Origin of the sequence: Arthrobacter sp. 147(2020) (genome assembly GCF_013116715.1) — a bacterium.
Classification (GTDB): domain Bacteria; phylum Actinomycetota; class Actinomycetes; order Actinomycetales; family Micrococcaceae; genus Arthrobacter_D.
In genome coordinates this window covers 11,868-25,196 of record NZ_JABFOM010000004.1, presented here as the reverse complement: position 1 = coordinate 25,196, position 13,329 = coordinate 11,868, and the positions used below count along the sequence as shown (strand labels likewise).

The following is a 13,329-nucleotide window of genomic DNA, read 5'->3' as shown; positions in this document are numbered from 1 at the left end:
ACGCGGACGCGCTTCCTGTGCGAGCGGCAACCCCTTAGCCAAGTGGAAGGGCCCGTGAACGGCCAGCCAAAAGCTGCCCCCGCCGCAGCCACACAAGGGTGAGATAACCAGTCGTGACCGCACAAAGCACTCCCACTTCAACGGAGGAGTGAACTGACACAAGATGATGGGAGAGCCAAGGTAGCGCTCCAAATAGTACGCCGAGGGTTAGAGATACCACCGCCATTTCCCTCGATGCTGGCGTGATGCCGAGTGATCGCTTCACCTGGATGAAACACAACACATTCTTGACAAGGATCGCAGCTGCCCAAGCGATCGCGGCCCCGGTGATGCCGAGGTGGGGAATGAGGAGGAGGCACCCGGCAACATCGACAATAAGTGCTGTCATCGTATTGATGAGCGAAAGGCTGCTGCGCCCCGCCATCAGGAGGAGAACGTCAAGCGGGCCCATGGCGGTAGCGAACAACATCGCTAGAGCAAGGATCTGTAGGCTGAGTGCCCCTTCACCGTAAGCGCTGCCAAACAGAAGCTCCAGCAGGAACTCGGCGTAGACCGCTATGACCAAGTAGATTGGCCAGGTGAGCAGGACTGTCCACACTGTGAGCCGACGCGCAACCATTGCCGTGCCATCGATATCCTGTACGGCCAACAGCCTGGCTACTTGTGGCTCACTGACTTGCTGTATCGCGCTGGCTGCAAGCTGCCCCATGACAAGGAACCGCGTGGCCGCCGTATAAAGCGCCCCTGCGTCGGGGCCAGCAACGATGACAACAATAGCGATATCGGCTCGCTGAAGCCCTACTTGTGCAAGGCGGGTGAAGCCCCTGGGGATGGTGAAACGCCAGAACTCCGACGAGATTGCCTTTCTGTTGATAGACGGTGCAGATGTGAAAACCCCGGGGTCTGCACGTCGGATCAGCCACAGGCCAATTAGTGCACACATTAGGCCCACCCCATAGGGTGCAGTCCAGGCCAGTGCAAGTCCGCCGGAATCAGCTCCTGTGATACCGGCGTACGCTACTGCTCCCAGCTGCAGTAAGGGTCGGAATATCCTGTCAACCAGAATGGTCGGTCGCATCTTTGCCAGACCACGCGTGATGGCTAGGAGTAGTTCGTACGCGGCTGCCACCGGCAAGGCGACAACAAAAACCACAATAATCGAGTGAATTGCCTCGGAATTGCCGTCTCCGTCCAATAGGCGGCTGAGGGGGCGTGCCAAGGCAAGCCCGACCAACAGCATGACAACACTTGTCCCAAGTGCAACGCCCAGGCCGCGGGTGATCAGGTGGCGGTTATGACCGCCGTCGCCCCGTGCTGTATTCCAGGCAATAAACCTGACCAGCCCTTGATCGATTCCCAATTGGGACAGCGCGAGCACGATGAGAAAGATTGAAGTTACTGCGAATAGGGAACCCGCGACCTCCAGGCTCCACATTCGTGAGACCAGAATAACGATCGCAAAACTCGCCAGTGCGGAAATCGCGGCGCCCATGAGGTTCGCGCCACCCGACCTCGCGATCGTTGAAACGGCAGTTTTCCCGTCAGGACCTCCGGGTTTGGCTGACGGTAGCTCTTCGCTCCTCACGTATGAGTCGGGTGCTGCAGACCGGCCTCGGTCGATACCGAGGCATGCCTCGGAGTCGGATCCTGCCCTCGGAGGTTGAAGATTGACCCTTCGACAGGCTTCCGTGACCTCTTCGATGACCTCTTCGATGAGCGGAGCAGCACTCCACCCACGACCTCCGTCCGGGTTTGTTCGAGGGCCTCCCGGGCTGTCACCACCTCGAACATCTCTGTCTCGTTCTCCTCGATAACCAAAAGAACTGCTGATGACACTCGGGCCAGTGCCCCTCCAGTAGCCGAATTCACCGATGGGCCGGCAATGATGACCAGTCCAGAGCTGTTGAGGTCTACAAAGACGGTCTCAAGCGAGTGACTTTGAACGAGCGATCCCAGCCGATTCGGCTGCGTTCCGACTCCGAGAAGAGATATGAGCCCAGATACTTCCACTAAAAGCTCGTGCGCGCTCGCAGACCGATGCCGCCCGGACAAGAGATCGGTCAGTCCTGCCGACTCGGGGTCTGTGATGTTCGGAGCGCCTTCGGAGGCCAGCACGAGAGTTACCGGTAGGCCAGCCTCCTCGAGTGCTTCGGCTATACCCGCCGCAACTTCCCAGGTAGGAGTCTGGTTTGAAGCGCCAGAAATCATCAGGACATTATGCGGCGTGGTGGTCAGGTGGCGTAAGGAGTTGTACACGCGACGGTACTTTTCACGCGTCGCCGAATCATCAGACCTGTTGAGCTCAAGGTTACTTCCACCCAGGATCGGTGTAACGCCGGACGCCACGAGGTCCTGGCTGTTGTGGATCCTCTTATCGGCATGCTCACGGATGAGTGCCAAGAGGATGCCGGCAAATATTGTCATCAGGAGAATACCCGTAGCAACCAATAGCGGATGGGCGCCATCTCGACTTGACGGAAGAGGGGCCGGGCTAATGATATCGCCCGGCAAGATCGACGTGGCGGCTGCATCGGTCTGATCCAGGCGGACCTGTGCAAGCTGATTCGCATAGAGGATGACTTGCTGTTCCAAGTCCAGGGCTTCAGCTTGATCGCTCTCGGGGAGTTCACTTGCGGCGTTGAGAGCCTCAGTTGCTCCATCGAGAAGGGCCGAGATGGACTCAAGTTGTTGGGTGCTCAATTCGCTGCGGGCTTCCACGACCCGCGTCGCGCGCACCTTGCGGTACTGGAGATAGGCCTCAGCCAGGGCCTGTGAGCCTGCCTGGGCGAGCTCGGGAGTGGACTCGGTGTAGGTGATTTGAACCACTTGTGAGTTCGACGGAACTTCGGTGACAACATTGTTTCTGATGTTGGCCCCAAGGTCGCGACCCTGAGTCGTTCCAATTTCCGAGGCCAAATCAACAACTGCGTCCGTGTAGACGAGACCGGCCTCTGTAGTGAGTGCGGCCAACTGTTCAGCACGGGACGGCGGAGTAGCAGGCGAATACGGATTACCTGCGAGCGGTTCCAGGAACACGATGCTCGTCGATGAGTACTTCGCGGCGTTGGTGGTCACATAAGCCGCTGCCACCAACAGGCCGACCACGATAGCTGCTGCGAGGACTTGCCACTGCCTGCTGATTGCACGGGTGAAAAAGGCAGAACGGGCGGTGGAATCATCAAACATATACTTTCCCCACAATTTGTCGTACCGAACGACCCGAAGTATGGCTGCTTGGACTATTCTGACATAACCAACTGCCCAAACGACGGAATATTGACAACGAATTGTCTCGGTCCTGTAGCGGCCCAGCAAACCATGAATTGGCACCGTCTTGCCTGGTCCATCGGGACAGAATTGAGATCAATCGTTCCGGAGCACTCGGGGACACTGATCCGGATAGGGGAAACGGCTCGCCATGTTCAGAAGACCAGCTCTGCGTGTTGCGAAAGAAGAACAGGACCGACAGCGCGAGGACAACGCTCCAACCGTCCTAATGCTCGGAGGGTTCGGGAGGAGCGGGTCCACCCTCTTGGAGCGTTGCCTGGCTGAATGCCCGAATGTCACTGGATTGGGCGAGGTTCTCCACTTGTGGGAGCGGGGGCTTCGTGACGACGATTTATGCGGCTGCTCGCGGCCGTTCTCTGAATGCCCATTTTGGACTGCAGTAGGTCAGCAGGCTTTTGCCGGATGGGACAGCATTGACTCTTCTACCGCACTGCGGGATCGCACATCCGTGGTGCGTAATCGATATCTGGTGGAGCTGATCACCGGTTTCACAGGTCCCACGCGCCGAATGCAGCGAGAGAGGTTGCTGCGTCGTCTCGACGCCATGTACGGTGCCGCCCAGAGTCTCGGCGGCGCCAGTCTCCTGATCGATTCAAGCAAGCACCCAGCCTACGCTTATTTACTGCGACGGTCATCGGTCCACCTTAAATGCGTTCTGGTTGTGAGAGACCCCAGGGGAGTAGCTTATTCGTGGGCGAAAGTTGTCAAACGACCCGAGACTGGTTCGGCTGAAGCGTATATGCCCCGCTACTCCACCGCTGCTGCGGTCTTCAACTGGTCCATCTACGGGGCCCTTTTCCATGCCCTATCGCTGCTGCGTGTTCCCGTGAAAACGGTGCACTATGAGGAGTTCATGGCCCGGCCGCGGCAAACAATTGACGAAATACTCTCCTTCGCAGGTATGAAACCGTGGGAGACCGATACCTCACACATTACCGATAGCGCGGTCGTCCTGTCCGCGCACCACACTGTGGCCGGCAATCCTATGCGCTTTCGCACCGGAACATTACCTATCCGGAAGGATTCGGATTGGCAAGAACAGATGCCAGCGCGTGATCGGCGAGTTGCCGGGCTTCTCAGCCTGCCAATGCGGCTGGGTTATCGGCTCAGGCGGGCCCGCCTGCCGAGCTAGATACCGCGCCCGCGCGAGTTCAGAACTTTCAGAACTGTCCTTGGCCGGATCAAGTTGATGGTCATGGCCAGGGCCAAGTAGGCCCTTGGTTCGCCGAGGCTGTGGGACAGGGACTTAGTGGCAGAGCGGACTGCTTCTCGGCGTCGATTTCCCAGTGCTGCCAGCGCGAAGGCTCGCTGACCTTCCATCCAGGCTGCGCCGGTTCTGCTGGCACTAATGAACGGGTGCTTCTTCAGAAGATAATCGACTCCGTCCGCCATCGCTTCCCACCGTTGCGAGAAATATGAGCCGTCGGGGTGCCAAAGAATGTCGGCGGTCACCTCTTGAAGGACAGCTATACGACCGCGTTGCGCCACGCGCACCAGCAGGTCATAGTCCTCGCCATATCCGTACGGTAGTTCCTCATCGACAAGACCGACCTCACTCAACAGGTACTCCCTATTGAACAGGTAGGTGGACGGGTGGGCGCCCGTCAGGCGGCTAGTGGCTAACCCGTCCTGAGTGATCTGGCTCACCGCAGGAATCCGCGTGATCCGTTTGTCTCCGTAGTGCACCTCAATACCGCTCACGCACCCTATGGTCTCGTTCTCGAGGATGGCAGCTATCTGGCGCACCAACTTGTCAGGCCTCCACTTGTCGTCGTCGTCGCAGAAAGCGACGAGAGGGGCCTCGGCAGCCAGAAGGCCAGAGTTTCGTGATCCTGGCAGCCCGGGCTTGCGATGGTTGTCCATGACCCGAACCTGGCGGAGGTCCGAGTTCAGTTCGAGACCTGGTCGCTGGACACTGCGATCATAGACCACGGTAATGCGGATTCGGCCGGTATAGGTCTGCTGGAGAATGCCGTCGATGCATTCCAGGAGTAGTTCATGTCGGTCACGAGTCGCGACGATCACATCGACCATACCGGTCGGGATATTTTCAGGATGGGTCACGCGAATAGCCAATCTATCGGGGCCGTGAGGAACCGGTGGTAGCCGTTCCGTTGGCGAACTTCTGGGCTGGTTGGTTGAGGCGGCGTCGTGGGGTGGTGCGACGATCTCGCCACACCCCGATCAGCGCTGCCAGAGCAAAGCCAAGCGCCACAGAAGACGCTGCAATGATCGGAAGCCCGGTCCGCCCACTGTCGGTAGGCATTGGGTCCATATGCGATATGTAACCTGGTTCCGGTACGTTGACGGCAATGGCAGCAAGTTCTGTTTGAAGGGCAGCCCGTTCATCTGTCAATTCAGCAGTGGAATCAGCCGCACTATCGTCCGTGAGGAAGACTCGATTGTCCAATTGTTCGAGGCTGAGGTCGATGGACTCGATTTGCGCCTGAATAGATTCAGAACGGGTGTTGTCAGCGGCCAACAAAGAGACTTGGCGGGCTCTGAGAAAATCTTCGGCCAGGGTGTTGACGGCATTGTAGGCAACCTCCGGCTGCAGGGATGAAACGTAAATCCGCAAGATGCGGGAATTGACTATGGGAGAGATAGTCATGTCGTTGAGCAACCCACTGGAACGGCCGGGGTATTCAAGCGCTCGTGCGGTTTCACCGAGGACCCGGTCAGAAAGGAGCACCTGTACTGCGGAGTCAATGGAAACGTCAGCCGGCCTTGAACTTTCGGTCGCTAGGTCCGATACGGCGAGGACCACAACGTCGGTCCGCGCCGTGTAGCGTGGCTCGCTCTGATAGTGGAGGGTCAAGCCCACAGTCAGAGAGAGCGTAGTCAAGACAACGAAGAGAACCCAGTGCCGCCGGGCGAACCCGATCCGATGACCGGATTGGACTTCAGCGGAAGGGCTCAGCCCCTCGACCGGCAGGTAGAGATCCCCTCGGGTGATCATCGGCTTATGGTCCCACTACGGCGTGCAACAAAGAGATAGTTCATATACGTGTCCCCTGACTAAGGTCGTTCAAGCGCTCGTGTCACAGTGCGTTCCAGTTGGTCGGAAATGACCAACTGATGCCATCTGGCCAAAGCCTGGACTGGTCGGCCTTGGGGGGTGAGGCTGTCCGAGGTGAACCGAACGGCAATAGTTAGCAGGTACGCAATGACAATCGCGTCAAGTGCCATCGGGTTGTTGGCGAAGCCAGGAAGACCTGCGGCCCTCAAGACTTGGCGCAGGGCCGGTCGGCATGAATCCTCCAAAACCTTCCTGGCAGCACTCAGATCACCCTGCCGTCTTAGTGCTTGATGTGACACGTAATGGATCACGTCGCTGCCCACAGGCACTTCGAGATCGTATCGTTCCCAGTCCCAGATCATCGGTGCGGCGGACGTCAAGGCAAGGTTCCACGGACCAAAATCGCCGTGCCAGGCACCAAAGGGGAGCTCAAGGTCTCCGTAAGTCTGGACGAACCGGTCCAGAGCCAAGGCCAGCCGCTCGTCCTCGGTGGCACGGAACTGTTCGACGGAGCGACAAAGTTCCGCAACCCACCCGCTGGATTCAATGGAAACGACCTGGATTTTCGTCGTTGCAGCAATTTGTGCTGCCGCCTCGATCGGCAACTGCCCGTTGACCTGTTGTCTGTCTGAGCGAAGGGCGGACATCAACAACACTTGGTTGCCGCGCCAGACGCCGTGATGGAGCGGGGTGGGTGCTGTGAAGCCGTCCGGCGCGGCGGAGACCAAAGACAGCAGCGCACGGTGCTCATGCGCTACCAGGCGGTTCGAGAGCGGGGTCAGTCCAACTTTCGCGAACCCTATCTCCGTACCATCGCTTCGGTGAACGTTGAGGATAGGTTTCCTGTTGGCTCGTGCAGCGCCGACAGTGAGCGAAAGCAGCACCGGTTCTCCCACTGCCTCCGACAGGTAGACGCTGATCGAATCCGGAGACGGGCCAACCGACAGCCCTAACGGCATCAGTGCCGAACCAAAGCCGGTGGACAAGGCAGTAGACAGCAGGCGGCGAGGCGCTGAGCGCCAGAAACTGTCGTTCATGCTGGGGCGATTTATCGCCTCTGATGCTGCGCGGCGGGACTTTGCGGGTACCACTATGCGGGGACGGCGGGGGCCCGGAACAAGCCGAAATTCCGTGCCATTTGATGAAGCCCATCCAACGTCAACAGAGGATCCCGGGTACAGGTCCTCCAGGGTTGCGATTAGGTCTATGAGCGGCTGGCTTCGTCTCTTTGTCCGCATCAGGGGGACTCCTTCGAGGTCGAGATGTGATGGGGGGCTGGCACAGCGCGCTGCCGTTCAAGCCGCCAGAGCAGACCGATACCTATCATCAAGGTCATGAGGGGTGCAGAAATAGTGTCGTAAAAGGGAATGACACAGAAGAAGAACAATGTCGGGTAGACCATGGCGGAAGCTGTCGGTTCCGGGTGTCTGAGCGCAGGTATGGTGCTTCGGACAATGAAAAAGACGAATAGAGCTAGACCGAGGAAACCCGTGGCGAAAATCAGATACCACAGTGCGCCTTGGGTGCCCAACTGAGGAGGAGCGCACTGGGCGCAATCGGCTGTTGCACCTCCTGCGATCGAGAAAAAGTTACTTTGTCGGGCACGGGGTGCGCCGAACCCCACGACTGGCGAGTATGAAACCACCAGTTGCAGAACAGTGTCCGCCAGGTTGGACCGTCCCTCATCGCTGTGGGGATTATCCAGACGGGCGAAAATGAGGTCTACCAAGGGAGTCAGCAATAAGACCAGATAGGAGGCGACCGCCACTAGGCCGAGACCTACGACTGCTAACCACTTTCCCTTTATCGCAAGACGAACGCTCGCAAATACTGCCATTACTAGCAGCGCGAACCACAACCCTCGATTGAGCGAGAAAATTACCGGTGGAATTGCAGCAACTAAAATAACAGCGAAGATGATTCGCTGGGTGGTGGTTTTGGTGTAAATATACGACAGCATGAAAAACGGCAGGAACATCCCGAAGTTTGCTCCCCACGAGTTGGCGTACTCGAATGGAGCCTTCGGACGCGGGTTCTCGTACCCCAATATGCTCTGTACTTGAGCTAACCCTGGGTGAATGAGGTTATTGAGGAAATTGTTAGACGCGACCGAGCGGGGGAGAACGATTTCGAGCAGTGAGGGAAAGTCAATCCGGTACAAGAATTGGCCAGCGTAGCCTCCGGCCACGGTGATGACAAACATCCATGCCATCAAGAGGACGACGCGCTTTGTCGGAAGCTCCTTCTCCGAGCTGTTGCCGATGAAGAGGAGGACAATGGTCACCGAAACAAACCATACGACGCGATAAGCCCACGGCAAGATGCGTTGGGCGCCAGCTTCTGGAAGCAGTCCGGGGACCGGTTCCCAGAGAACGAAGAACCCGATACAGACGACTGTGAGGAATAGCAGCCAGACACCGAAGCCCGGTGGGACCCTGAGCGCCCGTCTACGGAGCAGGTGGTAGCCAAGAGGGACTGCCATCAGCAGGAATCCCAGTACCCCAAAGCCGAGAGCCCACCAAAGTGGGAAACCGGCGAAGAACAAGACGAATGGCCAGGACGGGCCTAAGGAAGGGAACAAGCGGCTCGTTGACCGGGCAGCCGGAAGACGCGGCCGACCGTGCCCTCTTGTCCCCAGATCCAAGATTCCCTCGTATTTTCATTTGATTCATGTTCGGTGATCGAAAGCATAGTGCGATCACCACCTTTTTGGGAGTGGCCTACGAGAGTGGTGCGACGTGTTCGTCGAGTATTCCGTCGCGGAACAGTGGGAGGGGCGGACATCGCAGGCGTGGACAGCCAGCGGCGCTGAAGATCAGTGCTGCGGGCGACGATTCACGGAAATTCGAGCTCAACCTGGGCAGCTAGGCCCCGGAACCGGTCGCCTTTTCAGCGAGGATCGCCTCGGAACCGATCGGCTGGTCGGTGACTACCGGTATGGCCGTCCGAAAAGCGAGTAGCGGTTGACGAAAGACCAGTATCAGATCCGCGCTTTGAGTGTTTATTTTAGAAATGTTTGATCACATAATGATGCATCCGAGGCCTCGTCCGGTCTCAGTTTGCTGCACAAGGGGGTGCGGCAATTCCGCTCTGGCGTAAGCCAAAACTGGAAGAGGAATGTCAGTGCAAAGATTCATTTCGATCCTTCTTGGGTTGCTAATGGTTGCTGGCTTCGGTGTCGCGATTCCCGGAGCAGCAACCGCATCAGAACAGACTCTGTCATCGGTGGTCCGTTCAACACCCGTCAACTACACGCCCCATGTGCTTGATGGAATTGTGCTCTCAGTCGCCGAGGTCGGTGACACGATTGTTCTCGGGGGGTCATTTACTCAGGTTCAGGCCAGTGCCGGCGGACCCGTCTTGACGCGCAACGGTGTCGTTGCGTTCAACAAGAACAACGGTCAGATCAGCACCGGTTTTGCGCCGCAGTTCAACAACACCGTGCGCAGCGTGGTCGCCGCCGCGGATGGGCAGTCGGTCTACATCGGTGGGCAGTTTGGAATGCTCAATGGTGCCAGCACCCCGAAGGTGGTGCGGCTTGCTCTGAGCAACGGAGCCCGAATCACCGCATTCAATGCGGGGAATATCAACGCAGTCGTCCACGACATGAAACTCTCCGGTAACCGGCTCTTCATCGGCGGAGAATTCACCGCCGTCAGGGGCCAGGCACGGACCGCGCTCGCCGAACTGGATCCTGTCTCCGGTGCCCTTCGCACCAACACCAACATCGTCTTCGCCGGGACCCACCTCGGCGGGAACACCTTCGTCCACAAGTTTGACGTCACCCCGGATGGTCGGACCATGGTGGTGACCGGAAATTTCACGTCCATGAATGGCCTGGATCGAGTTCAGGTGGGAATGGTTGATTTGTCTTCGGCCACATCAACGGTGGCGGACTGGCAAACCAATCGGTGGAAGCCGAATTGCTACTCCGTCTTCGCGTACTACCTGAACGACCTTGACATTTCGCCCGACGGATCCTACTTCGTGCTGGGCTCCATGGGCGGGTACGGCAGCGGTCCGCCGACCCTCTGCGATACCGTATCCCGGTGGCAGACCGACGCTCGCGGGCCCGCCATCGACCCGGTGTGGGTGGATTACACAGGTGGTGACAGCGTTTACGCCCTGGAAGCAACCGGAGATACTGTCTACTTCGGCGGACACAATCGTTGGATGAACAACCCGTTCCGCGCTGACGCTGTCGGGCCAGGTGCCGTAGAGCGGGAAGGCATCGGGGCGCTGAGCGCACTCAGCGGACTGCCGATGCAGTGGAATCCTGGCAGGGACCGTGGCCGTGGTGTCTTCGATCTTCTCGCAACGTCGCAAGGATTGTGGGTCGGGTCCGACACAGATCGCATCGCACGATACCAATATCGTGCGAAGATCGCCCTGTTCCCGCTGGCCGGTGGAACGGCAATACCGAAGGCTTCGGCACCCGCGTTACCAGTTGATGTGCTGCAGAGCGGCAGCCCGAATGGCTCGGTGGATCCGCGGTACCTCTACCGGGTCAATGCAGGCGGCGATACTATCCCGTCCATTGACGCAGGGCCGGACTGGGTTGGCGATGTTGTCCCGCCGGGCAGCACCTATCGAAATACGGGCAGCGCTGCGGCCTACGCCGCTGTTCCGCAGGTTACTGGGGCCGTGCCTGCCGGTACTCCCCGGTCGGTATTCTCGACCGAACGCTGGGACGCAGGAAGCGCACCCGAGATGAAATGGTCGTTCCCCGTAACCGCGGGCAAGGACATCCAGGTGAGAATCTACCTTTCGGACCGCTGCTCCTGTACCCAGGCCAATGGTTCCAGAGTGTTCTCAATGACGGTCGACGGCCAGATGGCCTTCGAGAACTATGACATCAACGCCAGCGTGGGTCACGATACGGGAACCATGCTCACGCGGGATATCACCAGCGACGGCACAGTGGACGTCGAATTCCTTCATGTCATTGAAAATCCTCTGGTCAATGCGATCGAGATTTTCGATCTTGATGCGCCCGCTCCTGATCCCGGCCAAGCCAACCAGCTGAGCCAGTTGTATTTCACGGGTGGTGAGGGGGCAGAGGCTAGCCCGACTGTGACGGGTGCCGTCCTGTGGGACAGTGTGCGCGGCGGGTTCGTGGCCGCCGGATCCATGTATCTTGCAATGGCCAACGGGGAACTTCATCAACGATCCTTTAACGGATCACAGATTGGCGCACCCACAGTCGTCAATTTGAACGGCCTGGCGAACTTCGCGAATGAAATGCAGTCGATGACGGGGCTGTTCTACTCCAATGGCCGCATTTATTTCACGCTGGCAGGCCAAACCAGTCTGTTTATGCGGCACTTCGAGATTGACAGTGGGATTGTCGGGGCCCAGCGGTTCACTATTGCCGGCCCGACGGGCGGTACGACCTGGAGCAACGTGCGGGGCATGTTCCTGGCCGACGACACGTTGTATTGGGCTTCCGCGGACGGCAATCTGAATGCCTTGGACTGGACGGAGTCGGTAGGTGACGGAACCGTTTCCGGAACGTCCTCCACCGTGAGTGGTCCGGCCCTGGATGGCACCAACTGGACGGCGAAGGCTCTGATCGCCAAGCCAGGAACGGCTCCTCCGCCGGGCAATGAGCCGCCGTCGGCCAGCTTCACCCAGGCATGTGATGGCCTTGAGTGCACGTTTGATGGCGCGGGGTCGACCGATTCAGACGGGACCATCGGGTCGTACGCCTGGACCAGCAGCGACGGCGGATCCGGGACGGCAGCAGTCTTCACCCGGGAGTTTGCATCGGCTGGAACCTACGACGTGACTCTTACGGTCACTGACGATGACGGTGCCACATCCTCGACCACGCAGGAGGTGACCGTCAGCGCCGCTCCACCGGTGAATGAGGCGCCGACGGCAAGCTTCACTGATTCCTGTGTGGAGTTGACCTGTACGTTCGACGGGTCCGATTCGTCGGACCCCGACGGTGAAGTCAGTAGCCATGTGTGGGCTTTCGCGGGTGGGCCTGCAGCCGAGGGGGAAATTGTTACGCGTACTTTTCCTGAGGCGGGTAGTTATGACGTGACGTTGACCGTGACGGATAACGCTGGGGCGACGGGAACCGTTTCGCGGAGCATCGTGGTGAGCGGTGAGACGGAACCGACGACACCGGTCACGTTTGTGGCATCAGCGGCAAGCAGCAACTCCGGGTCGGCAGCCATACACAGTGCCACCGTGCCAGCCCAGGTTCAGGCAGGTGATGTGATGGTGGCGATGTTCTCCACAAACTCGGGAACGGTGGGGCTTACGCACCCCCCGGGATGGGACGTATCGGCTGAAGGTGCCACCACCTCGATGCGGTCCGTGATGTACGGGCGGATCGCCACCGCAGCCGATGCGGGATCCACGGTATCGGTGCGCACGGCAAACTTTAACCGCGGGACTCTCGTCATTGCTGTGTACCGTGGGGCGCAGATTGCCGCGGCCTCCTTTGACCTGGAGACGGAAACCGTCAGCCGTGCACAGCACACGACTCCATCCTTGCCTGCGGCGGCTGGTGACTGGGTGTTGTCCTATTGGGCGGACAAAACTGCTGCCACCACCGGCTGGACTGCTCCCGGTGGGGTGACAGTTCGGCAGACCGGAGCGGGTACGGGTGCCGGGCATATGAGCTGGCTCGCGGGAGACAGTAACGGGCCTGTCAGCGTGCCCACCGCGGGTGGGTTGACCGCAACCGCGAACAGCGCCACGGGCAACGCCGTGATGGGCACCGTCGTCATCAAACCTAGTTCGCCTTAGCCAGCGGAGCGATATAGCAAAAGGAACAGCGGGCCCTCACGATCACGGATCGTGGAGGGGTCCGCTGTTCTCGTTCTTGGGCAATCTTGTGGCCAGCTATACCCCGTCGCGCAAGCCGGAGCGCATCGCTGTGCCCGGAGCGCGGTGGTAAAGTCGAACGCGACCACACGGGTATGACCCCCTGTCCCACAGCCTGCGGAAACCAGCCGTTCAGCAGCGTCGCCGCGGCCCTGTCGCCCGACTGTGGGAACCGTCCCGCC

7 protein-coding genes are annotated in these 13,329 nt (G+C 59.1%); 1 reads left to right on the top strand and 6 read right to left on the bottom strand.

The genetic code is table 11. The features are described from left to right. Positions 1–34 precede the first annotated feature (34 nt). The 6 genes from HMI58_RS14915 to HMI58_RS04505 form a co-directional block, all read right to left on the bottom strand. A complete protein-coding gene (locus HMI58_RS14915; RefSeq protein WP_318779134.1) occupies positions 35–1,585 on the bottom strand; it encodes an oligosaccharide flippase family protein in 1,551 nt (516 codons plus the stop codon). Beyond that, positions 1,582–3,186: a hypothetical protein gene (locus HMI58_RS04530; RefSeq protein WP_171618293.1), complete on the bottom strand. Its 1,605-nt coding sequence runs from the start codon at positions 3,184–3,186 to the stop codon at positions 1,582–1,584. Before HMI58_RS04530 ends, HMI58_RS14915 begins: the two co-directional genes overlap by 4 nt. A 1,230-nt stretch (positions 3,187–4,416) precedes the next feature. Continuing rightward, positions 4,417–5,352: a glycosyltransferase family A protein gene (locus HMI58_RS04520; protein ID WP_171618291.1), complete on the bottom strand. Its 936-nt coding sequence runs from the start codon at positions 5,350–5,352 to the stop codon at positions 4,417–4,419. A gap of 13 nt (positions 5,353–5,365) precedes the next feature. Further along, a complete protein-coding gene (locus HMI58_RS04515; protein WP_171618290.1) occupies positions 5,366–6,247 on the bottom strand; it encodes a hypothetical protein in 882 nt (293 codons plus the stop codon). A 59-nt stretch (positions 6,248–6,306) separates the two neighbouring features. Then, positions 6,307–7,344 (bottom strand): hypothetical protein, encoded by a 1,038-nt coding sequence (locus HMI58_RS04510; protein WP_171618289.1) that lies wholly within the window; start codon positions 7,342–7,344, stop codon positions 6,307–6,309. A gap of 200 nt (positions 7,345–7,544) precedes the next feature. Further along, entirely contained in the window at positions 7,545–8,591 is a 1,047-nt protein-coding gene (locus HMI58_RS04505; RefSeq protein ID WP_171618288.1) for a hypothetical protein, read from the bottom strand. A gap of 839 nt (positions 8,592–9,430) precedes the next feature. On the opposite strand from HMI58_RS04505, the gene HMI58_RS04500 reads away from it, so the two are divergent. After that, positions 9,431–13,069 (top strand): PKD domain-containing protein, encoded by a 3,639-nt coding sequence (locus HMI58_RS04500; protein WP_171618287.1) that lies wholly within the window; start codon positions 9,431–9,433, stop codon positions 13,067–13,069. The last annotated feature ends 260 nt before the right edge of the window (positions 13,070–13,329 follow it).

Bases quoted from the DNA above. Each gene is read 5' to 3' on its own strand.
- HMI58_RS04530 (WP_171618293.1), bottom strand. From the start codon at position 3,186: ATGTTTGATGATTCCACCGCCCGTTCTGCCTTTTTCACCCGTGCAATC.
- HMI58_RS04515 (WP_171618290.1), bottom strand. From the start codon at position 6,247: ATGATCACCCGAGGGGATCTCTACCTGCCGGTCGAGGGGCTGAGCCCT.
- HMI58_RS04510 (WP_171618289.1), bottom strand. From the start codon at position 7,344: ATGAACGACAGTTTCTGGCGCTCAGCGCCTCGCCGCCTGCTGTCTACT.